Consider the following 21,606-nt stretch of genomic DNA (forward strand, 5'->3'; position numbering starts at 1 on the left):
ACGAACTAATAGCCCCGTCCGGCATGAGTCGAACGGGGCTATTTTGATCGTGGGTTTCATCATTGCTCCCTCACGAGTTACTCAAACCATCGGATGTATTGAGGATTTCAAGCGCGAGGGAGAAATCATATTGTTCCGCTGCTCTTTTAAATTTATCGAAACAAGAGGCCGCCAATCCGAGCTGTTTGCCGCTATGAACGCTACTCAAGTGATTAAGCACCTCGGTGTCATCATTCAGCAGTAGGCGTTTCAACATTTCGAACGTCTCTGGATTGAATGATTCGTCAATATGAACGGGTTTTTCTTTTGTATTGCTTTCAATGGCTGACAACACGTGAGTACAGACGCTCATTAAGGACTGGACAAGAAGTGTTTTGTCGTTTGCACTGACGTTCTCTTTTTCCAATTGCGTGCATAGCGCTTGAATTTGCTTGAGTCCGACACTGCCACTGAGCCCTTTGATGGTATGAATAGCTCTGCCTACCTCGTCAGTATTCATTTCATCGAAGCTAAACGATTTGTATTGGTGAGCAAACTTTTGTAGTACCGACAGATACAGCGTGCTGTTTCCTGCTGTGACTCTGATGCCTTGTTCAATATTCAGTTCAGGTATTTGAGAAAGCGCTTCTTTTATGGCAATTGGCATCTCATTTGTAGGCGTTTGCGTCTCAATACTATCGCCGCCATCAGTACACAGTAGCTTCGCTAATGTCGATTTCAGCAATGGAATATCTATGGGTTTATGCAGCACACAATTCATGCCTGCATCGAGGGCTTTTTTCTCATCTTCAACTAAGGTATTGGCCGTTAATGCGATAATTGGCAACTCGGTAAGCTTTAGCTTCTGTCGGATGTTTTGGGTCGCCTGATATCCATCCATAATTGGCATCTGACAATCCATTAAGACGGCATCGAAGTTGTGTTTAACCAAAAGTTCTAAGGCTTCTTTACCGTGGTTGGCAATTTGCACAACGCAGCCCACATTGACTAATACATCTCGCACTAACTCTTGATTTATTCGATGGTCTTCAACAACAAGAATACGTTTTTTCGCCAAGTTTGAGCCTGAGCTTGTTGTGGCAGGAGAAGGCGTTTCACTCTCACTTTGGAAAAGGGTGTCCAAGCACTCAGAAAGCACTGTGTTTGTGAAAGGTTTCCTGAGTAGTTCATCGTATTTGAGGTCAATAGAATCCAGTTGGTGTAGAACGTGCGCAACACTGGTATTCGTGACCAAAAGCACTTTGCTATTCGGCACATCAAGGCTCCGAAGCTGGGAGAGCATCTTGGTAATTAAGTGGGGTTGGGCGGGCAGGGTGACCAAAAGGAGTGGAGGTAGCTTAAGTTCAGAATCTATCATGTCTTTTAGGTCAGCAAAGTCCTCACATTGGATGTTTAGTTGTTGCAACTGGCCTTGTATAAGCAAGCGAGACTCTTTACAAGCATCGATCAAAAACGCGCGGTTAGGCACGTGGTCGAAGTTTGGACACGGAACGTCTTCATTGCAATATTCGAGTTCGAATTGAACCTTAAAGGTTGAGCCTTTTCCAAGCGTGCTGGTCACTGAGATTGTCCCCTTCATCAAGTCTATGATGTTTTTCGTAATGGCCAAACCGAGCCCTGAACCACCGTATTTGCGCGTTGTTGAAGTGTCTGCTTGAGAGAAACTATTAAACAGCTTGTTGATCTGTCCGGGTGTCATGCCGATACCCTCATCCTCGACAACTAACTCCAACGTACTGTATTTCTTGGTTTTATGAAGCAGATTCAAACGCAATGTGACTTTACCTTGATGAGTAAACTTGATGGCATTAAACCCTAAGTTGAGAATGATTTGCTTGACGCGGTAAGGGTCACCTATCAAGGTTTGCGGTAAGTTCTGATCGACAGAAAGTAATAGGTCGAGAGATTTATCCTGTGATTTGACTGACAAAATATCGATAGCTTGATCGAGTAATTCATCGAGAGAGAAGGGCGTACGTTCGAGCTCTAGTTTTCCTGCTTCTACTTTCGAAAAGTCCAATATGTCATTCAACAATCGCAACAAAGATTTCGCTGAACGATGCACCTTCTCAATGTAGTTCTTTTGGTGTTTATTGAGCTCTGATTCAAGAACAAGATGACTCATGCCTATGATGGCATTCATCGGCGTTCTGATCTCATGACTCATGTTGGCTAGGAAGCTCGATTTGGCTTGGTTGGCAGATTCGGCGTCATCACGTGCTTCTTGCAATGTCGCCGCCATGGCCTGAAGTTCAATTTGGGAGCGACGCATGGTATAGGCGAGTAAGATGATTGCTAAAATGAACACGAACGCCGAATAAATGAGATATTGCGACACTTGTTTGAATTGCGACACCTCGGCAAAACGCAGCTCTCTTAAATGATCAAGCTGGTCGTCTGCTTTGGTCGCGGCCATGACCATTTTGCCTGCAATATTGTTCAGTTGTTGGGATACCTCGACGACATCTAAAAAGTGCAGCTTATAAGCCTCAATAGAGCTAGGCACAGATTCAAACAGCGCATTATTGCTCTCTTCAACCAGGAAAGATTGGATGCTTCGCGTATGTGCTTGCGCTTTCGCCAACGCCTCTAAAACAATCAGTTTGTGTTTTTCCTTTTCTTCGGCTCGAGTCGAAATCATGAAGTCGCGATCTGCTTGTCTTGCCTTACCGACCGATTGTTTAAGTAGCGTTGCTTGGATACCTGCTTCAAGGCTCATGTTCATGTCACTTTCTAGGTTGGAGGCATTGGCTTGCGCTTGAATCAGATCCTGCCTGATGCGTTCACGCAATGCATCAACGCTTCGAGCAAGTTGTTCCGAAGAGGCTCTCAGGTTTTTAGACGTGGCTTCATTGTCTGCGCTTTGATTTACCAAGCTTAAGGCTGATGAGTAGCGCTTTTGGGAGTTCTTTAGCGCTTGAACGAGGGTTAATTCGTATTTGTTGTGCAGCGCTTCAGAGAGCGTTTCTGTGAGCTGCTCAAGCTCGTCCGTGTACTTGATGGCATCGTTGAGATCCCTGTCTCTGCCGAATAGAAGAAACTCTAGACTCGCAGAGCGAATGGACTGGGCGGTTAAGTTTATCTCGTAGCTGAGTGATTCGTGCTCGGCCACACGAACCATCATGTCTCGGTTTTGAAGCTCTTCCTGTTTGTCTGATACGACTTTCGAAGCGAGGCGTTTTTGTAACTCTCGGGTTTGTGTGGCAACGGTTGTCGCATCCTTTTCCATCACAGAAAGGCTTTGTTTCTGTTGTTCTGTGAGGGTTTTATATTGGGTGAAGAGCTCTTGATAATCTTCTACGTAGCTAAGTAAAGATTCATCGATGAGGTCGTTTGACACTGAGTTATCTTCAAAGCTCTGCGCGAGTTTTTTGGTTTCTTCGATAAAACGCTCTGCTTTAGCTGCGTCTTCCAACTGGCGGTCGCGTGTGTAGGTGAGCTCATATAATCTCGCGTTATCAAGTGCTAGCAAGAGTTGCCCCGCGAGACCGTACCTTTCAATTGAACCAAAGGTTTTATTGATACTGAAACCAGCGAACAAGCCCACGATACAAAACAGCACGATAACGAACCCGAAACTCAATAGGGTTCGTTTTGCTTGTTTCGAGACTTTGTTTTCGCCTTCTCTGGTCATTACGCGTTAACTCTTAAGGCTTGGGGTTCAACATCGGAATAACGCGCCATGATTTTTTTGATTTCAGGAATGAGAGAGATAAAAACAGGTACCAGTTTTGGGTCAAAGTGGGTACCCGATTCCTTAGTCAGAAGCGCGCATGCTTCGGGAATCGACCATGCTCGTTTATAAGGTCGTTCACTGGTTAAAGCGTCGAACACGTCTGCAATGGCAACGATTCGAGCAGAAAGGGGAATCTGCTCCCCAGAAATACCTTTCGGGTAACCGCTTCCATCCCACTTCTCGTGATGCGCGATGACGACTTCTCTCGCAAGGTTCAGGAGAGGAGAATCGTGCTTGCCGAGGATCTCATAACCATATTCCACGTGTCGTTGCATCTCTTCCCATTCATCTTCATCCAGTCGAGAGGGCTTGAGTAGAACTGCATCGGGTGTTCCTATTTTACCGATGTCATGCATGGGGGCGGCGGTAAAGAGCAGCTCGCACCATTCCTCATCAGCGCCAATGGCTTCTGCTAGCAATCGGCTGTAGTGGCTCATTCGAATCACGTGCATGCCTGTTTCGTTGTCTTTGTACTCGCCAGCCCTTGCTAAGCAGTTGATGATCTCGAGTTGGTTTCGAGCAAGAAGGGCGGTTTTTTCTTTGACTTGAGCTGCTAGCATTCGGCTTTTACTGTAAGCCAGTAATTGTGAACGTACCCTTACCCGAAGTATGGCTGGGCTAATCGGTTTGGTGATGTAATCAACCGCACCAATATCAAAGCCGAACTGTTCATCATCGTCATCGGATTGCGCGGTTAAAAACATGACCGGAATAGCGCTAGTCAAAGGGTTAGACTTCAAACGCTTACATACCTCAAAACCGTTCATTGCAGGCATGACAATGTCGAGCAAGATGAGGTCAGGTTTTGGCTCTTGAAGTGCAATTTGCAAGCCGCGTTCACCGTTGATCGCTGCTTTAACTTGGTATTCTTCATTCAGCACGTTAGAGATGATCTGAATGTGCTCGGGTGTATCGTCAATGACCAAGACGGTAGGTTTAGTCGTTAGCATGGTTCATCTCCTTTTGCGTTTAGTAGATGTAAGCTGCGCCCGAACCCGAGCTACTGTTGTCGTTGAAATCAGACCCGTCAGACGCTTCGTCTTTTGCGCCGACGATCAAGGTATTACCATCACCACTGATGGCGATAACGCTGCCAAATCCATCGCCTGCATCTGTATTGAGGGATTTGATGTATTCTGTTTGCTGCCAAGTTCCTTCAACATCGGTAAAGAGATAAACTGCACCAGCTGTACTTGCGTCATTCAATTGCACGTCACCATCCAAACCTTGGCTAGATGAGGCTTCATTTGGGGCGCCAACAACGAGCGCTTTGCCATCGCTGCTCAGTTGAACATCGGAACCGAAGTGGTCAGAAGCATCGGAGTTAACGGCTTTGATGTAATCTTCTTGTTGCCAACCCGCTTGCGATTTGTAGAAGAGGTAAGCGGCTCCAGCGCCAGAAGTTGAGTTGTCTGATTCATTGCCGTTTATCTCACTGTCAGACGCTTCGTTGAAAGCGCCAATCGCTATCACGGTGCCATCTGAGTTTACGTCGACTGAGTGTCCAAACTGGTCTTCAGAATCCGAGTTTGAGGCTTTTAAATAGGAATCTTGAGCCCAAGTTGTACCGTTATGAACAAAGACATAGGCCGCACCTGAGTTATCGCTGCTATTGTCCATCTCGTTACCATTGACGCTTGTGGTATTTGAATCTTCACCCGGAGAGCCGACTACCGCGGTTAATCCGTCTTCGCTTAGCGCCACGTCGTATCCGAACGAGTCAAGCTTGTCTGAGTTTGTTGACTTCAAGTACGCGGTTTGCGCCCACAGGCTATTTTGCAGTTCAAACACGTAGGCAGCACCAGACAAACTACCTGTGTTATCTGTCTCGTCACCACTGATGGATTGAGCTGAGGAGCTTTCTCCAGGCGCACCAACAAGTAACGTCGTACCGTCTGAATCCAGTGATACTGAGAAGCCAAACGAATCAACAAGGTTGCTGTTTGAGGATTTAATGTAAGCTTGCGATTGCCAAGAAGAACCACCGTTAACGTATAGATAAACAGCACCGGACGCTGGCGCTAAGTTGTCCAATTGATTGCCATCGATACCCGTTGCAGACGAGGCTTCGTTTATTGTGCTGACAGCAAGCGTATTGCCATCTCCGCTCAGAGCAATCGCGTAACCAAACTCATCTTTGTCATCGGCATTCGGCGCTTTAAGGTAAGCAACTTCGTTCCAAATACCGTTTGTTTTTCGATAAACATACACCGCTCCAGATAGGGCAGCGCTGTTTGCAGTAGGATCATTGGCTATGCCGCTTTCTTTGAAAGCACTCACTGCGATAGTCGAGCCATCGTTGCTCACCGCGACAGCGTTGCCGTAATTGTCGTTACTGTCGGTGTTAGAAGCTTTCAACAAGCCAATAGCATTCAATAAAGCGCTTGGTTCAATCGATACTTCGTTACTTTTCTGGCTACCATCTTTGTTACTAGCCACCACGAAATACGTCTCGTTGGTGGATAACAAACTGTTGAGCTCAGCTTGTTTATTGGTCTCGGTTAATCCACTAGACAAGACGTCGCAGTTATCCGTTGCTGTCGTGTTTTTTCTGCACAACGTGTACTCGTCAGCGTTTTGACTGGTTTGCCACTGAAACAAGAACGTTTTCCCACTCACGGAAGTTGGCGCGCTTAAAGTAAAGGCACTTGGCGGCACAGGCACAGGTGTTGGGTCTGGCGCAATAACTGGTGGTTCAGGTTGTTTGTCCTGGTTTTGATCAGGCTGCTGTTTTGTATCCTCGTCAGGTTGTTTGTTCTGATTCTGGTCAGGCTGCGGTTTTGCATTCTCGTCAGGTTGTTTGTTCTGATTCTGGTCAGGCTGCTTTTCTGGCACCGGATCAGGTTTCGGTTCAGCCTTTGGTGGCAAAACTGGAGGCGTATCGACGGGCGGAAGTGGTGGTTTTTCACTCTCTGGCGGTTGAATTGGGTCTGGTGTCGGTTCTACGTCTGGGGTTTTCGGCAGTTCAACTTCTTGTTGTTGCGGTGGCGTAACGACTTCCGTGCCTGTTTCGGTGTCATTACAGGCAGTAAGAAAAAGCGTCGAGCATGTGACTAACAATAAAAGTGCTTTCATAAATGATTCCGAGTTGTGAACTTACAAGCGACTGGATTCGTTTTTGTTTCACTAGCCTTTAGCGGTTGTGTTGTTTTTGTTGTCGGCTAACTCTTATTTCTGACGGGGTTACACACTGAAGAAGCATAAGGCATACCAAGTGTGTATTTAGCGAGTGAACCAGTCGTGAATCTCGCTGGGCACTAATGATTGATGAAAATTACCGGATAAAATAAGTAATTTATTGCTCATTTATCCGCCTAGGTTTCTTCTTTGAGACAAAAATTCTCTTTTTGACATTCAATTTGAGAACCCAGAACTCAGAACCTAGCGCCCAAGTAGATGAGAGCAATCTTCCTCATGCTCATCTATTACTGACGCCAGCTGACTGCTGGACAGCGACTTCAATAGGTATCGCCTCAATGGACAGAGGTTGTCGCGGTGATACTTTTAGGGCTTGGCTTAGCTTTTGCTAATTCCTAAACAGGATGGATAAAAGTGGGGGTCGCAATGAAGATTACCAGCCCTGTATTCGAGGAATTTGAAGCACACGAAGTTCAAGTAGGGTCGTGTTTACTCAAGGTGCAACAGCACGCGTGTGAACTCATCGTGGAAAGCGGTAAACGCTACAACATTACAACGAAAGAAAGTGATGTCTTAAAAACGTTAGTTACCAACTTGGGCAAAGTGGTTTCCAAAGATGCCCTTATTCGCGCAGCGTGGGGAAACCCCGAGATCATCGGTTCCAACTCGTTACCTGTCGCGATTTCAAACCTGCGTAAAGTACTCGAACCGGAAAAGATCAAGATCGTTAATGTCCCCCGCCAAGGTTATCAACTGGAAGTAGAGTGTATGGGGGCTGGAGAGTCGCATTCAGAACAAGTTGAAGAAGTAACAGAGCAAGTCGTTGCATCCAAGCCTGAACATAATATCAATAAACGTATTGAAACAAACTCCAACATGATTAGCGTCATTTGCGCCTGGTTATCGCTGTTGTATGTGGTGTTTGTGGCGTCGTATTTCAGCTTTTCTTGGGTTCAAGTTGATTGCGAGGTTGTCGGCCAATCCAAAGTCTGTGCAATTCGAGGGGATGTCGACTCTGAGCTGAAAGCAGAGCAAGGCTCATCCATTTTCGTCTCATCAAACGGCAAGCGTTATGAGGGGGCATATCATGACTAAGCTACTACAACGCGGCGCATTTCTTGGCTTCATCTTAACTACCGCTTTTCTTTTATATGGGCTGGTCAATGGTGCTGGTTGTCGCTATGACCTCTCGGTGGAAAATGCTGAACATCAAAAAACGTTTGTCACCTGCTACCGCGGCAAGGTGGTGGTGCTCCATTCTCTTCTCAACGAGCAAAATGAACTAGTTTCCAAGTGGCAGGTAATGGCAAGGCAAATGAAGTTTGGCAAGCAGGTGATATACATCATCTATGACCGAAACCGCATTGATGGTGGCAGCACAAACAACCAGACGGACAGATATAACGAAATCTTCTCGGGATACAACGTTCTCTTTTACCACGTAGAGCCGCTGGGCGAGCGTGTGTTTATCTTCGAAAACTTCCCGGAAAACAACGTTATTGAAGGGCAGTTAGAAGGGGAAATGGATTTGTTTGCCATGGTGATGAGGTGACTATAAAGAACTCGCGTTTCATCAGTGAATTAGCTAGCTCCTGAAGCGCTGCTTTTCGATGGGAACAAACAGTACCGCCATTATTTAACGCTAAATTACTCACTAAGGCGCGAACGTTATTTTTAAAGTAGCGACAGAAGTATTAAAGAAGCTGCTTTTGGATAGAAGGAACAAGACAATGCTAAGTGATGTTGATAATGCGAACTTGTTTGCGCGTTGCTTGATTGATGAAGGGCTTGAAGTTTGTAAGCTCAAAGATGAAAACGCGCAAGCGAATAAAGTGATGGTTAAGTGGCATCATGAAGAGGGTTCTGCATCAGCTTGTAATCGCTTAGCATCCGTTGGCATTTTCATTAACGTGGTTTCTCTGCCCGGAGAGAAAAGTTCGCAAGAGTCGGGTTTGTTGTTTGAGTTAAATGAGCTGACAAGGCTTGGCATCAACTCAAACGAAATACGTATGTTGGCAGAAGCAACGGCTGGTGCATTATTAGGGCGCTGTAAACTTGAGTTTGTTGCTCAAGTGGTTGCTAAGATTGCTTCTCGGTTATCCGGTATCACCTAGAATACTTTTGAGGCCTTTTGAGCATGAAATGTACGCCCAAAGGTTTGCAAAACTCTCTTTTTACTATCAACTGAGAATTTAGATTGCAAATCAACACGCATGGAGTTACAACAGCGTATCGTTGTGGTTTAGGTGAATTCTGTGCGTACTTACCTAGTCAGTGTGTTAGGGCTTGTTGTTGCGCTGATGGCTTTTGGATTGAGTCAGGCTTCACCGTCACCAAAACTTTCCCACGCGGTCAGCTACACCTCTTCTTTAATTGATGGTGAAGCGCATCTTGAGAAAGCACCATTCTCACCATCTCGTAAAATTGCCGCCAGCTTATTCAGTCGAAACGCACTGCGCGTTAACCATTCCAATACATCACCAGTATCTGATGACTTTGATGTAGTACCTGCACGCTGGTTAACAGTAGTTGCGGATTCTAATAAACGCTTTGTATCAAAAGTGGCCATGCCAGTTATAGATGTCTTTTATCCTCGCTCGAAATATCGACTTGGGACAGGACAAGAATCCAATCTCATATATCGCTTCATGCATTCTAGGTGATGCCTATTCATCCGTTTTTAAATTTATTTGTGATGTTTAGGAGTTTGCTATGTTTGATTCGATTACTCAGGTGTTGTTTGCGTTGTGGCACCAAGACTTTACCGCGCTGATGGCGCCGGGTAGTGCAGGGCTGATTTACTTTGTAGTTGGTGCACTTATTTTCCTTGAAAGTGGGTTTATCCCCGCAGCCCCATTCCCGTGTGACAGCGTGGTCGTACTTTCTGGTACATTGGCAGCGGTTGGAGTGCTTGACCCAGTTATGATCATGTTGGTGATTGTAGTCAGTGCAGCAATGGGCAGTTGGGCAGCATATTTGCAAGGTAAATGGCTAAACCGCTTGCCGAAAGTACAAGGCTGGGTGAATGCAGTACCAGCGAAGCGTTTAGAACAAGTGGACATGCTGCTGGGTAAGCATGGTTTGATTGCGCTATTTTGCGCGCGTTTTATTCCAGTGGTGCGTTCGTTGCTGCCATTGATGATGGGATTACGTGTGAACCGTGTTAGCAAGTTCCATTACTTTGCGTGGCTGAGTGCGATTCTCTGGACACTACTGCTGTGCGGTCTTGGCCTGTTGTTACCATTGTTACCAGAAAAGCTAAACAAGATTGTGACCATGGGATTGATGGCTGCACCGGTTATTACCCTAACCATTGCCATCATGAGTTTTGTATTGGTGAAAGTTCGCAAGGCTTGGAGCAAATCAAAAACAACTCCACAACTGCCATAATTGTTCTGGTAAGAAATTTGAAAAGCAAAAAAGGCGCTATCACAGCGCCTTTTTCTGTATTTACATTGCTTACAATGAGCGCGAATCAGTAACCGATATTGTAAAGGTATTCGCCTGCTTCCTTACACTCAGTTTTGTAGAACTGTTCCATCTTCGTTTCATCCATGCCTTGTGCTTTGAATTCGGTCTCCGCAGAAGAGAGCTGGCTGAATGTATAGCCGCGCTCAGCCATTAAGTAATGACGAAACATAGCACGATGCTCAGGAACGGCTGCACGAGCGTTAGAAGCATTTGCACACTCTAGAAGCGCACTATTACTCATATCTTCAGGTTTTGCTGCTTGTGACGTCGCAGCGAATAAGGTTGTTAGAGCCAAAACGGCGATAGTCGCGATTTTTTTCATAATCAGGATCTCGAGTTAATTCAGGGTAAAGATGAGATCATCCTTGGCTAGTACTGAAGGTATCCGTATTAATCTCAGTACAGTCAATGTGCGAGCTAAGCCTCGCGACTGTGTTTAAACACGTAAAGTAAATTGGCTTGCTTCCATCCCGGAAGATGAAATGCACTTTTGCTTGCCGATAACTGTGCACGATTTGGCAAAGGTGTGGCTTTGAGTGCGATATCCAATAAGGAAGGGGACAAAAAAGCGACCAGAAGGTGATACTCGGGTAGGACGCTCAATGTCAATTCGCCATCGTTGCCAGAAGCTCGACGGCAAGGCAGTAGACCCAACAGGTCGCGCTTTAAGTGGCGGTAGTAACCATCAGGGCTCCAAGCATCACGAGTATTCCAAGCTCGATAAGGGACTTTTAACGCATGATAGTCATGTAGCGTAAGTTTGTAGAACGCCTCGGAAGCGGTGTAGTTGGTATCTGCAGATTCATGATTTTGCGCAGCATACATCTGCCCTGAGAACAGGGAGAGTGACAACAAAAGCAGTAGGCGAAATACGTGAACCAAAACTAACCCTAACACAAGATGGAATCGACATTCGTTTGCTGCCAATTGGTGGCGCTTGCGTATACTAGCGACTTGTTAACAGGATGAACAGTTTTTTGTCTATTAAAAAAGGGAGCAAATCTGCTCCCTTTTTGAACTTTGTAAAAGCGGCGTTAAGCGCTGGCGTAGATAACGCTACCACCTTTAATGGTATCAATGATTTGTCGTGATAACTTTTGCGGCAGTGCTGGGCAACCCCAACTGCGGCCAAGATAGCCATTCTTCTTGATAAAAGAAGGGTTTGCGTAGTCTGCGCCATGAACCACGATGTAACGCTCACGTGCCTTGTCGTTGACACCAGATGTTAATCCATCGAGTCGCAGCGAGTATCCGTTAGAACCATAGTAAGTGGTATCAGTTAAGAACGTACCTAAAGAAGTCTTACGAGAGTTCACTACGTTAGAAAACTTTGTCGCAGTCTTTTTACCACTATTTACGCCGTGAGAAACGTAGGTATTAAAGATAAGTTTTTTCTTATCTAAATCGACCACATAAAAGCGTTTTTCAGTAGAGGGTTTACTGTAGTCGATGATGGTTAATACTGGCTTTTTACGGTCATGTGCTTTTTTGTAAGCTAAAAATGCATCGTTGAATAAACTGAAGTCGATGACCCCTTCCAAATTGGCTTCTTTAAATGTCTTTTCAACAAGTTGCTTGGTAGCTTTAGTTTCCGTTGCTTTCGCTGATGAGTGGTGAGCAAAGGCAAAAGGTGAAACCGTAAGCGATGTCCATATCAATAATAAAAATAGCTTTTTCATTTGTACTAAATAAAACTCTTGGTGTAGCAAATTCAGCGATTGCGTCTTGCAGTCGTTAATACAGCATGCACATCAATTTAATTCTATTCTCAACGTTTCCTATTATGCGTAGTGACACGTATTACCGAGCCATTTTTGGTATTTGGCAGAGTTCTGCCAACTAACTCGCTGAAATTAATCAACATTGAGAGGTTAATCGATGACTTTAAAAATCTTCAAGACAAATACTAGCCGATTTGGGTAATTAATAAAACTGTGTTTACCGTGATTTGCTAAGCTGTGGTGCTAATAAAACGTCGTTTAATTATAAATGAAATAAAAATACCGTTTGAATTCAATGTATTTATTTCATACTTAGCATTGTGCAAAAATTTTTTAGACTGTGATCCTAGTCGTAACAAATCATTACCCGGCTACAGACAATTGATAGATTAAGCGAATACCTAATTCTGCATATTCAACTAAACGTGTAGCTAGGTTGTTGTATGTGGTCAATTTATTGACTATTGCTGTTCACATCATCGAAATAATTTATGTTAGTTTGCTAGAAAACTGTTATCAAAGGGCGATGAAGATGGAAGTTCATGAGTGTGTCTCATTTATCTTAGTTAAGGGCGATCAAGTGTTGCTGGAAACTAGAGCAAAGGATAAGGAATCTGACCCTGGGGCAATAGCAATACCCGGCGGTCATATGGAGTTTAACGAAACGCAACAACAAACGTTGTTTAGAGAATTGGAAGAAGAGCTCAATATCAAGCCACTTCAATTTGGTTATTTATGTTCTTTATATCACCCAACTACAGAACTGCAATTGATTCACTATTATGTGGTGACCAATTGGAAAGGTGATATTCAGAGTTTAGAAGCGGAATCTGTTAACTGGTATCCAATAATAAATGCACCAGTCTCGACGGAAGTCGATCGCGTCGCATTAAGTGAATATCTTCGATTAAATACAGCGCTAAGAACTGTGTTTAATAAATGAAGTTCCATAAATAATATTTGTGACGAGTAATAATATTTTTGATTGAATTGTAAATATCGAAAATATTCGAATTATCTTGTGAACAAAATATAGCGGATAAATACTTTGCGAAAACTTGATCAAAAATAAACTTTGCTTTCAGTTGGTTATGCTAGTTTCTGCAAAGGTAAGTTGAAAAAGGGAAGTGTATGTCGAAGTGGTTAGATTGGGCAAAGCAGCTGCAGGCGATTGCTCAAGCAGGGGAAGCATACAGTAAAGATGCTTACGATCTAGAGCGATTTAAAACGGTAGAAGACATCGCTCATCAGATGTTTGCTGACATCAGCGATAAGTCAGTTGCCGATATTCAAAACTTGTTTATCCCTGAAACGGGCTATCCAACACCCAAAGTCGACCTACGTGCTGGGGTGATAAAAGATGGCAAGATACTTCTCGTAAGAGAGCGCGAAGACGGAGGGTGGACGTTGCCTGGTGGTTGGGCTGACGTGTGTGAAACGCCAAGTAGTGGGGTGGTACGCGAAGTGTTGGAGGAATCTGGCCTCGTGGTTGCAAGACCGAAACTGATTGCGATTCGCGACAGAGCGATGCATGACTATCAGCCGCCTTATCCATTCCACATCTATAAGATGTTCTTTTTGTGTGAATACGTTTCTGGTGAGCCTAAAGAGAACATTGAAGTTTCGGAAATCGATTTCTTCGCGCAGCATAAGATTCCGCCACTTTCGCAAAGTCGAGTTTTACCAAGAGATATTGAAATGGTCTTCGATGCTTTTTACAGTGAAGATTTTCAAGTACACGTCGATTAAGGAAGAAAATGAAAACGATAGGTCTAATTGGTGGTATGTCATGGGAGTCTACCGCGAACTATTACCAAATCATTAACCGTGAAGTAAAAGCGCGTCTAGGTGGGTTACATTCTGGAAAAGTCTGTCTGTACAGTGTCGATTTCGCCGAAATTGAAACACTTCAACATCAAGGTCGATGGGATGACACGGCTACGATTCTCTCCCAAGCAGCAAAATCGGTGGAAGCAGGCGGTGCGGACTTCATTCTGATTTGTACTAATACCATGCATAAAGTCGCGGACCAAATTCAGCAAGCTGTCAATGTACCGCTTGTTCACATTGCTGATTCGACCGCTGAGAAGCTGGTGGCGGATGGCATTAAGAAGGTTGGTTTACTTGGTACGCGTTTTACCATGGAGCAAGACTTCTATAAACAGCGACTCATCGATAAATTTGGTGTTGATGTCGTTGTACCGAGTTCAGATGACCAAACGATTGTTCATGAGGTTATCTATAACGAACTGTGCAAAGGAGAAGTGCTTGAGGATTCTCGTCAACAGTACCTCGCTATAATCGATAAGTTAGTTGAAGAGGGCGCTGAAGCGGTCATTCTTGGTTGTACTGAGATTGCGATGTTAGTTGAACCTCAACACACAGGCGTGAAGCTTTACGATACAACAGAGATTCACGCTAAGGCCGCGGTAGAAGCTGCGCTGAATGAAGCGTAATTCTCTACAGAATTGATCGACAGGATTAAATTGCTCAGGGAAGAGTTATGAATTATCGATGCGGACAATGTCGCCAGTTTACGAGACAGAAGAGCAGCGCTGATATTTGCGGGGCTTGGGGTCATCCAACGGATGCGAACCGTGCAGCTTGCGATTATTTTATGCCGACGATCCGGGTTAAAGATCGTGTGGTTTCTCCTTTAAAAAGTAAAAATGGCTAAGTCGTTCTCATTAATTGAGAATTTCTTAATCAATCAGTATTAGTTGATTGATGCAAACGATTGCTCTCTTGGGGATGTATTGTATAATTTGCGTCGCGTCACACTTTGGTGGCGCGTATTACATTTCAGGATTCCCATGTTGAAGAAATCTCTTGCTCTAATGCTTGCTGCGTACTCACTTCCTTCCGTTGCAGGTTCGACCATCGGTATCGTCGGTGCGATGGATGTCGAAGTTGAAGCGCTACTGCCAAAAATCCAAAACCAACAAGTAAAGAAAATTGGTAGCCATCGCTTTTACACGGGTGAGTTAGAGGGCAAAACCGTTGTCGTGACAAAATCTGGCGTAGGTAAGGTCAATGCAGCAATGACGACTACTCTTCTGATTGAATCTTTCGGCGTTGACCAACTGATCTTCACGGGTATTGCTGGTGCTAGCGATCCTAAATTAGACCCGTTAGATGTCGTGGTTTCTACACGTTTGGTTCAGCACGATGTTGACCTAACCGCATTCAATATGCCGAAAGGTCTACTGCCTGATTACGAAGAGCGTTACTTCTACGCAGATAAAACACTGCAAAAATACGCATTTGATGCAGCCGTTGATACGCTTGGCAAAGAGAGTGTTTACCGTGGCGTTATCGCATCTGGTGACCAGTTCATTGCAAGCAAAGTGAAAGTGACGGGTATCTACCAAGAATACAACGCAATGGCTGTGGAAATGGAAGGCGCAGCATTAGGCCAAGTAGCAGATGCGTTCAAAGTACCTTACGTGGTTATCCGTACGATTTCAGATAAAGCGGATGGTTCGGCAGATGTTGTCTACTCGGATCTTAAAAAAGCAACGGCCGACAACTCAGCGAACATTACCCTCAATATGCTAAAGCGCATGTGAGAAAACGTTCACTAGGTTAAATTGTCTTTTGAGAACACGAAAAAGCAGCACACACGGTGCTGCTTTTTTTGTTGGGTTTCAATTGCTCTGTGATGAACGATATAAGCCGTTAAGCTACGCAATATCAGAACGGGTAAAAGGTTGGTCGTTAGCCGATTTCCACCATTGATCAAGCTGCTCTTTGTTCATGGGCTTACCAAACAAATAGCCTTGCATGAAGTCACAGCGATACGAAGATAGCCATTCGTGCATCACGTTATGCTCAATACCTTCTGCCGTTACCTTCTTGTTTTGCGCATGGCACAGTTCAATGATGGGTTTGATGACGTGGCCGTTGTCTGTATTCATCAAGGTGAGCAGAAATTCTCGGTCGAATTTGATTTTCTGAACAGGGTACTGAACAAGTTGTGTCAATGAGGTATAGCCTGAGCCAAAGTCATCAATTGCCAGCTTATAGCCAAGTTGGGCTAGTTCATCGAGTAGAGCAGTACCTTGTTGGTCGGCGGCGAAGGTTTCCGTGATTTCCAACTCAATACAGTGAGGGGGCACACCATTTTGCTTCGCTTTGTCGTGGATGAACTCGGCCATCGAGAGGGAGTTCAGCTCTGCTGATGATAGGTTAATGGATAAAATGATGTCCTTGCCAAAAATACTCTTAAGCTGGTGGTACTCTTCCATTGCGTTCGCAAACACCCAGCGGTCGATTTTCTCGAACAACCCGGTTTGTTCCGCAATAGGGATGAATTCCTTCGGTGGAATCGACCCAATTCCTTCCGCTTCCCAACGTAAGAGAACCTCCAGCCCCTCGATTTCATTGGCGTGACTGTTCATGTATGGCTGGAAAACTAAATGGAACTCGTCTTCCACGTTGGCTTTACGCAAAGCGCGTTCGATCTGGCTACGGCGCTGAGCTTCAATATTGAGCGCCGCTGAATAGTAGGCGTATTGGTTTTTACCGCCGCGTTTGGCTTGGTACATCGCCGCATCCGCACTTGAAAGCAACTTGGCAATATCAGCGCCATCTCTTGGATATTGAGCAATACCAACACTTGCCGTCACCGGAAACGAATTTGTCGAAGATTGGCTCAGATTATGGATGGGTTTGAGTAACTCTGAAGCGAACATATCTGGTATGTCGGCTTTCTTTTGGTTTGTACTCAGTAGGATGGCGAACTCATCGCCAGACAAACGAGCGCCAAAGCAAGGGCTATTGTGTTGTTGGGTAAACTTCTGGCAGACATTTTTTATATGACGAGAGAAGACTTGTAAAAGCTTGTCACCCAATTCGTGGCCGTATTTGTCGTTCACGTACTTGAAGTTATCTAGGTCGATGTATACAACCCAAAGTTGCTCAGAGGGATCGGCTAACTCGCGAGTTGCCAACTCATGAAAACGGTGACGGTTCGCGAGTTGAGTTAAGTGGTCTGTTTCAGCCAAGTGCTTGGTTTTATGATAGATGTTATTGAGTTCTTCATACATGTCGAAAAAGCGCGAAGAGAGGCGACCAATTTCATCGTCACTGTTTAGCTTTTCAATGTTAGTGCGCTTGTTTGCTTCTATTTCGCGCAGTTGTTTGTCCAGTTTCGATACCGGGCTGAGCACGTAACGATATAAAACTAAGACAATCAAAGTGATGGTACAAAACGACGCAATACCAAACGAAAGAGCCAGCTCCAACCAGACCTTATCGACCTTATTCCACATTAAATACTCTGCCGGTGACAAAATTGCGTGGAAATGCGGTAAGAGTTCTATGGTTTGGGCTAGAGGGATGTCGAGGTGAATCGGTTTGTCAGAAAATGTGATGACACTGTGGGTATCAAATTCGATTTCGTGTTTGATGTCATTAAAAGCTTCGAGAGAGACGGAGACGACAACAAAGAATGCGTTGTGCGGATCAAAGCTGGGTGGGTGCTCGCCCGTTCGCTTATCGAACAGTTCGTACTGCAGGAGTATGCTTTGCCCACTTGAGTTGTAAATAAAGCCGGTATGGCTGGTTTTACCGTGCTGGGCATAGCTCTTTTCTACGTATTCGAGAATCTTAGGATCGACGCTGCCGTTGGACTCATAAAACTGATTCTCGGTGTAATAGAGTAGGTGTTGGTCGCCATCCAGTATTGCCATGTTCGCATCGCCATTATAACCATGGCTTAGCACTTCCACTGTTTCATCCAATCGGTTGAATAGCTGTCGTTCTCGGTACGGGTCTTCGTGGTTAACGAAGTAATCCTGTAAGACTTCACTTTTCCCTAGGGTATAGGCGTAACTGTTGAGGAAGATATTGGCTTGACGAAATTGCCCTGCGAGTTTCTCCATTTGCAGCTGAATGTAGCTGTCTTCTCGCTTGATCAATGTGACTTTTTGAATGCTATAAATGATGTAACTCGACACCAACGCGCTAATAAGAATGACTGGCGCGACAAGCAAAACAACTCTATTGCTTAGTTTCATTATGGTTCTTCAATTTCCGTTTGTGTCCCTACAAACGTTCCCTACTTAAAGGTTCCGAACGGATGACGATAGTATTTCTGTGTTTTTCAAATTGTAAGTGGGTGATTTTCGAAAGTCAGACACCCTTACTTAATTTGTGATGCTGTGTGCGGTTTTTTACGAGATTGACCAGAAGAAGTCTCAAACTTTAGACATATTTGTACCGTTTCAAAAGCACAAAATACATTTTCTGGATGAATGCGAAAATGAGAAATACAGTTCTGACAGTTTCCCTTTTATTGATTTTTCCCCATCGAAACGTTTCGATGGGGAAATGTGACCTCAATATCTTTTTCTTCATCACATAAGCTTCAATTACGGATCATTCTCACACCTTATCGATCTGTCACTAGCCAATTTTCATTGCCGTCCTATTATTGCATCGAAACGTTTCGATGGGTTTTCTGTCAATACTAAGAAATGAAACTCAAAGTTGTATGAACGTGTAACCGAAAGGTCGATGAGATGAAAAAAAGTACCCTAATTAACTCAGAAATTTCTTACTTGGTGGCGACGCTGGGTCATACCGACGAAATCACCATTTGTGACGCGGGTTTGCCAATTCCTGATCATGTACAGCGCATTGATTTAGCGTTGACGCACGGAGTCCCAGGCTTTCTAGATACCGTTCGCGTGATTCTGTCTGAGTCCCAAATTGAAGGGGTCATCATTGCTGAAGAATTCGCAAAAGTTAGCCCAGTTCACCATGATGCTTTAATCACTGAGCTAACCAAAGAAAGTGAGCAAACAGGCAAACAAATCGCGATCAACTATGTGTCGCATGAAGATTTTAAAGCTCGCACAGAACAAAGCCGCGCTGTTGTTAGAACAGGCGAGTGCACACCTTACGCGAACGTGATTTTCCAAGCCGGCGTGGTTTTTTAAGCCACAACTAATTGAGGACAAATTATGACTCAAGCCATTCTACAACTGAGCGACATCGAGAAAGCGTTCCCGGGTGTTAAGGCGTTGGATAAAGCCAGCCTTAACGTATACCCAGGTCGTGTGATGGCGTTGATGGGAGAGAACGGGGCAGGTAAGTCGACCTTGATGAAAGTGTTAACGGGCATCTACCACATGGATGTAGGAAGCATCAAATATCAAGGCCAACCAGCGGCGTTTAAAGGTCCACGAGACTCGCAAGAAGCCGGCATCAGTATCATTCACCAAGAATTGAACTTGATCCCGGAGCTGACGATTGCCGAAAACATCTATCTAGGTCGTGAGTTTACCGGTTCTATGGGGCGTATTCAGTGGGGCAAGATGTATGAAGAAGCAGACAAGTTGCTTCAACGCCTTAACGTAAAGCACTCATCGAAAACTTTGCTTGGTGATTTGAGCCTTGGTGAGCAACAAATGGTTGAGATTGCGAAAGCGCTGTCTTTCGAATCCAAAGTCATCATCATGGATGAACCAACGGACGCGTTGACCGACAAAGAGACGGAATCGTTGTTTAAAGTGATCAACGAACTTCGCGACCAAGGTTGCGGCATCGTTTACATCTCACACCGCCTGAAAGAAATCTTCGAAATCTGTGATGACATTACTGTGTTACGTGACGGTAAGTTCATCGGCGAATGCCAAGTTAAAGACACCGACGAAGATGGACTCATCGAAATGATGGTTGGTCGTAAGTTGGAAGAACAATATCCACGTATCGATGTGACGCATGGTGACGTTTGTCTTGAAGTGATTGGTTTGACGGGCTCGGGCGTTCACGACATTAACTTCACACTTCAACGTGGTGAAATCCTTGGCGTGTCAGGCTTGATGGGCGCGGGGCGTACGGAGTTGATGAAGGTTATTTACGGTGCGCTACCAAGTGAGCGTGGCGTTATCAACTTAGACAACAAGACCATTAACCCGGTTAGTCCACAAGATGGCCTGGCGAATGGCATTGCTTACATCTCTGAAGATCGTAAAGGCGATGGCTTGGTGCTGGGGTTATCCGTGAAGGAGAACATGTCTCTGTGTGCACTGGATAAACTCACCAAAGGCTTCCAAATCCAACATGGCGAAGAAGTCGTGGCGGTAGAAGACTTCATCAAACTGTTCAACATCAAAACGCCAACCCGAGACCAAATCATTGGCAACCTGTCTGGTGGTAACCAGCAGAAAGTGGCAATCGCAAAAGGGCTGATGACCAAACCCAAAGTTCTGATTCTGGATGAGCCTACTCGCGGCGTCGACGTGGGTGCGAAGAAAGAAATCTACCAGCTAATCAACAAATTTAAAGCCGATGGCATGAGCATCATCTTGGTTTCTTCTGAGATGCCTGAAGTGCTAGGCATGAGTGACCGCATCATGGTGATGCACGAAGGTCGTATTACTGGCGAATTCGATGCGAAAGACGCCGACCAAGAAACACTACTCGCTTGTGCCGTAGGCAGAAAGATCAATGAGGAAGCAGCATGAGTACTAAGACCATGAGCAAACCAACCGAAGCGAACAGCAAAAAGTTGTTCACCAAAGAATGGCTGATTGAGCAAAAGTCGCTGATTGCACTGATTTTCTTGATTGTTGTTGTGTCATTCTTGAACCCGAACTTTTTTACGGTAGACAACATTCTTAATATTCTTCGTCAAACCTCAGTTAACGCAATCATAGCGGTAGGTATGACGTTGGTTATCCTGACCGCAGGCATCGACCTAAGTGTTGGTTCTGTACTCGCGTTATGTGGTGCGTTTGCCGCGAGCATGATTGCATTAGAAGTGCCTGTGCTTATCGCAGTTCCGACTGCATTGTTCGCTGGTGCAGCTTTGGGGGCGATCAGCGGTATCATCATTGCCAAAGGTAAGGTTCAAGCCTTTATCGCAACACTGGTTACTATGACGTTACTACGCGGTGTAACCATGGTTTACACAGACGGTCGTCCTATCTCTACGGGCTTTACTGACACAGCAGACGCATTTGCATGGTTCGGTACCGGTTACGCACTCGGTATCCCAGTTCCTGTTTGGTTGATGGTGATTGTCTTTGCTGCAGCTTGGTACCTACTGAACCACACTCGCTTTGGTCGCTACGTGTATGCACTTGGTGGCAACGAATCAGCAACGCGCCTTTCTGGTATAAACGTTGACCGTGTGAAAATCGGTGTATACGCCATCTGCGGTATGTTGGCAGCGCTTGCAGGCATCATCGTAACATCTCGCCTGTCTTCGGCGCAGCCAACAGCAGGTATGGGCTACGAGCTAGACGCTATCGCAGCAGTGGTTCTTGGCGGCACCAGTTTGATGGGCGGTAAAGGTCGCATCATGGGGACTTTGATTGGTGCTCTAATCATCGGCTTCCTAAACAACGCGCTGAACCTACTCGATGTTTCTTCTTACTACCAAATGATTGCGAAAGCAGTGGTTATCTTGCTAGCAGTACTGGTAGACAACAAAAACAAGTAATCGATATTTAAAATAAAGAGCTCCACTAAATCCTGAATACAAATCGAGCCAGAGGACGTGTGCTGGCTCACCCTACACAAAGGACT

The 21,606-nt window shown here is 45.1% G+C and carries 19 protein-coding genes; 12 read left to right on the top strand and 7 right to left on the bottom strand.

Features of this window, described 5'->3' with window-relative positions; translation table 11 throughout:
- Positions 1 to 70: 70 nt before the first annotated feature.
- Genes ATB78_RS17075 through ATB78_RS17085 form a run of 3 tightly spaced genes read right to left on the bottom strand, consistent with a single transcriptional unit; the run spans position 71 to position 6,811 of the window.
- Entirely contained in the window at positions 71 to 3,634 is a 3,564-nt protein-coding gene (locus ATB78_RS17075) for a response regulator (RefSeq protein ID WP_061009429.1), read from the bottom strand.
- Positions 3,634 to 4,686, bottom strand: coding sequence for a two-component system response regulator (locus tag ATB78_RS17080; RefSeq protein ID WP_061009431.1), 1,053 nt, complete (start codon positions 4,684 to 4,686; stop codon positions 3,634 to 3,636). Before ATB78_RS17080 ends, ATB78_RS17075 begins: the two co-directional genes overlap by 1 nt.
- A 19-nt stretch (positions 4,687 to 4,705) precedes the next feature.
- Entirely contained in the window at positions 4,706 to 6,811 is a 2,106-nt protein-coding gene (locus ATB78_RS17085) for a hypothetical protein (protein ID WP_061009432.1), read from the bottom strand.
- 489 nt (positions 6,812 to 7,300) lie between these two features.
- Here ATB78_RS17085 and ATB78_RS17090 point away from each other — a divergent pair, with 489 nt between their 5' ends.
- From ATB78_RS17090 to ATB78_RS17110, 5 genes are all read left to right on the top strand, one after another.
- Positions 7,301 to 7,969 (top strand): helix-turn-helix domain-containing protein, encoded by a 669-nt coding sequence (locus ATB78_RS17090; RefSeq protein WP_061009434.1) that lies wholly within the window; start codon positions 7,301 to 7,303, stop codon positions 7,967 to 7,969.
- Positions 7,962 to 8,426 carry a hypothetical protein gene (locus ATB78_RS17095; RefSeq protein ID WP_061009436.1) on the top strand — a complete coding sequence of 155 codons (465 nt, stop codon included), beginning with the start codon at positions 7,962 to 7,964 and terminating at the stop codon, positions 8,424 to 8,426. The genes ATB78_RS17090 and ATB78_RS17095 overlap by 8 nt, the downstream gene beginning before the upstream one ends.
- A 178-nt stretch (positions 8,427 to 8,604) precedes the next feature.
- Positions 8,605 to 8,988, top strand: coding sequence for a hypothetical protein (locus ATB78_RS17100; RefSeq protein ID WP_061009438.1), 384 nt, complete (start codon positions 8,605 to 8,607; stop codon positions 8,986 to 8,988).
- Positions 8,989 to 9,129: 141 nt separating this feature from the next.
- Complete coding sequence (locus ATB78_RS28545) at positions 9,130 to 9,537, top strand: hypothetical protein (RefSeq protein ID WP_081096616.1); 408 nt, start codon at positions 9,130 to 9,132, stop codon at positions 9,535 to 9,537.
- 49 nt (positions 9,538 to 9,586) lie between these two features.
- Complete coding sequence (locus tag ATB78_RS17110; protein WP_005435728.1) at positions 9,587 to 10,264, top strand: VTT domain-containing protein; 678 nt, start codon at positions 9,587 to 9,589, stop codon at positions 10,262 to 10,264.
- 85 nt (positions 10,265 to 10,349) lie between these two features.
- On the opposite strand, the gene ATB78_RS17115 is transcribed toward ATB78_RS17110, so the two are convergent.
- The 3 genes from ATB78_RS17115 to ATB78_RS17125 form a co-directional block, all read right to left on the bottom strand.
- The gene (locus tag ATB78_RS17115) at positions 10,350 to 10,667 is read right to left on the bottom strand and encodes a hypothetical protein (protein ID WP_009704127.1); all 318 of its coding nucleotides are present in this window, start codon (positions 10,665 to 10,667) and stop codon (positions 10,350 to 10,352) included.
- Positions 10,668 to 10,762: 95 nt separating this feature from the next.
- Positions 10,763 to 11,170 (bottom strand): hypothetical protein, encoded by a 408-nt coding sequence (locus ATB78_RS17120; protein WP_038895379.1) that lies wholly within the window; start codon positions 11,168 to 11,170, stop codon positions 10,763 to 10,765.
- 209 nt (positions 11,171 to 11,379) lie between these two features.
- A complete protein-coding gene (locus ATB78_RS17125; RefSeq protein ID WP_020197530.1) occupies positions 11,380 to 12,024 on the bottom strand; it encodes a murein L,D-transpeptidase catalytic domain family protein in 645 nt (214 codons plus the stop codon).
- Positions 12,025 to 12,598: 574 nt separating this feature from the next.
- Here ATB78_RS17125 and ATB78_RS17130 point away from each other — a divergent pair.
- The 4 genes from ATB78_RS17130 (at position 12,599) to ATB78_RS17145 (ending at position 15,635) form a co-directional block, all read left to right on the top strand.
- Positions 12,599 to 13,009, top strand: a complete 411-nt coding sequence (locus tag ATB78_RS17130; protein WP_061009577.1) for an NUDIX domain-containing protein — start codon at positions 12,599 to 12,601, stop codon at positions 13,007 to 13,009.
- Between the two features lie 188 nt (positions 13,010 to 13,197).
- Positions 13,198 to 13,815 (top strand): NUDIX hydrolase, encoded by a 618-nt coding sequence (locus tag ATB78_RS17135; RefSeq protein WP_061009442.1) that lies wholly within the window; start codon positions 13,198 to 13,200, stop codon positions 13,813 to 13,815.
- Between the two features lie 8 nt (positions 13,816 to 13,823).
- Complete coding sequence (locus tag ATB78_RS17140; protein WP_061009444.1) at positions 13,824 to 14,522, top strand: aspartate/glutamate racemase family protein; 699 nt, start codon at positions 13,824 to 13,826, stop codon at positions 14,520 to 14,522.
- 357 nt (positions 14,523 to 14,879) lie between these two features.
- Positions 14,880 to 15,635: a 5'-methylthioadenosine/adenosylhomocysteine nucleosidase gene (locus tag ATB78_RS17145; RefSeq protein ID WP_009704133.1), complete on the top strand. Its 756-nt coding sequence runs from the start codon at positions 14,880 to 14,882 to the stop codon at positions 15,633 to 15,635.
- Positions 15,636 to 15,749: 114 nt separating this feature from the next.
- Here the strand turns inward: ATB78_RS17145 and ATB78_RS17150 are convergent, their stop codons facing one another.
- Positions 15,750 to 18,086 carry an EAL domain-containing protein gene (locus ATB78_RS17150; RefSeq protein ID WP_038895371.1) on the bottom strand — a complete coding sequence of 779 codons (2,337 nt, stop codon included), beginning with the start codon at positions 18,084 to 18,086 and terminating at the stop codon, positions 15,750 to 15,752.
- A 504-nt stretch (positions 18,087 to 18,590) separates the two neighbouring features.
- Here ATB78_RS17150 and rbsD point away from each other — a divergent pair.
- From rbsD to rbsC, 3 genes are read left to right on the top strand one after another with little or no spacing between them, the layout of a single operon-like run.
- Complete coding sequence (rbsD, locus tag ATB78_RS17155) at positions 18,591 to 19,010, top strand: D-ribose pyranase (protein WP_005435742.1); 420 nt, start codon at positions 18,591 to 18,593, stop codon at positions 19,008 to 19,010.
- A 24-nt stretch (positions 19,011 to 19,034) separates the two neighbouring features.
- A complete protein-coding gene (rbsA, locus tag ATB78_RS17160; RefSeq protein WP_061009446.1) occupies positions 19,035 to 20,540 on the top strand; it encodes a ribose ABC transporter ATP-binding protein RbsA in 1,506 nt (501 codons plus the stop codon).
- Positions 20,537 to 21,520, top strand: coding sequence for a ribose ABC transporter permease (gene rbsC / locus ATB78_RS17165; protein ID WP_005435746.1), 984 nt, complete (start codon positions 20,537 to 20,539; stop codon positions 21,518 to 21,520). Before rbsA ends, rbsC begins: the two co-directional genes overlap by 4 nt.
- The last annotated feature ends 86 nt before the right edge of the window (positions 21,521 to 21,606 follow it).

It is taken from the genome of Vibrio sp. CUB2 (assembly GCF_001557945.1).
GTDB lineage: Bacteria > Pseudomonadota > Gammaproteobacteria > Enterobacterales > Vibrionaceae > Vibrio > Vibrio owensii.

Excerpts from the sequence above, each read along its gene's own strand:
- ATB78_RS17075 (WP_061009429.1), bottom strand. The coding sequence starts at position 3,634 with ATGACCAGAGAAGGCGAAAACAAAGTCTCGAAACAAGCAAAACGAACC.
- ATB78_RS17080 (WP_061009431.1), bottom strand. The coding sequence starts at position 4,686 with ATGCTAACGACTAAACCTACCGTCTTGGTCATTGACGATACACCCGAG.
- ATB78_RS17085 (WP_061009432.1), bottom strand. The coding sequence starts at position 6,811 with ATGAAAGCACTTTTATTGTTAGTCACATGCTCGACGCTTTTTCTTACT.
- ATB78_RS17090 (WP_061009434.1), top strand. The coding sequence starts at position 7,301 with ATGAAGATTACCAGCCCTGTATTCGAGGAATTTGAAGCACACGAAGTT.
- ATB78_RS17095 (WP_061009436.1), top strand. The coding sequence starts at position 7,962 with ATGACTAAGCTACTACAACGCGGCGCATTTCTTGGCTTCATCTTAACT.
- ATB78_RS17100 (WP_061009438.1), top strand. The coding sequence starts at position 8,605 with ATGCTAAGTGATGTTGATAATGCGAACTTGTTTGCGCGTTGCTTGATT.
- ATB78_RS17110 (WP_005435728.1), top strand. The coding sequence starts at position 9,587 with ATGTTTGATTCGATTACTCAGGTGTTGTTTGCGTTGTGGCACCAAGAC.
- ATB78_RS17115 (WP_009704127.1), bottom strand. The coding sequence starts at position 10,667 with ATGAAAAAAATCGCGACTATCGCCGTTTTGGCTCTAACAACCTTATTC.
- ATB78_RS17120 (WP_038895379.1), bottom strand. The coding sequence starts at position 11,170 with ATGTATGCTGCGCAAAATCATGAATCTGCAGATACCAACTACACCGCT.
- ATB78_RS17125 (WP_020197530.1), bottom strand. The coding sequence starts at position 12,024 with ATGAAAAAGCTATTTTTATTATTGATATGGACATCGCTTACGGTTTCA.
- ATB78_RS17130 (WP_061009577.1), top strand. The coding sequence starts at position 12,599 with ATGGAAGTTCATGAGTGTGTCTCATTTATCTTAGTTAAGGGCGATCAA.
- ATB78_RS17135 (WP_061009442.1), top strand. The coding sequence starts at position 13,198 with ATGTCGAAGTGGTTAGATTGGGCAAAGCAGCTGCAGGCGATTGCTCAA.
- ATB78_RS17140 (WP_061009444.1), top strand. The coding sequence starts at position 13,824 with ATGAAAACGATAGGTCTAATTGGTGGTATGTCATGGGAGTCTACCGCG.
- ATB78_RS17145 (WP_009704133.1), top strand. The coding sequence starts at position 14,880 with ATGTTGAAGAAATCTCTTGCTCTAATGCTTGCTGCGTACTCACTTCCT.
- ATB78_RS17150 (WP_038895371.1), bottom strand. The coding sequence starts at position 18,086 with ATGAAACTAAGCAATAGAGTTGTTTTGCTTGTCGCGCCAGTCATTCTT.
- rbsD (WP_005435742.1), top strand. The coding sequence starts at position 18,591 with ATGAAAAAAAGTACCCTAATTAACTCAGAAATTTCTTACTTGGTGGCG.
- rbsA (WP_061009446.1), top strand. The coding sequence starts at position 19,035 with ATGACTCAAGCCATTCTACAACTGAGCGACATCGAGAAAGCGTTCCCG.
- rbsC (WP_005435746.1), top strand. The coding sequence starts at position 20,537 with ATGAGTACTAAGACCATGAGCAAACCAACCGAAGCGAACAGCAAAAAG.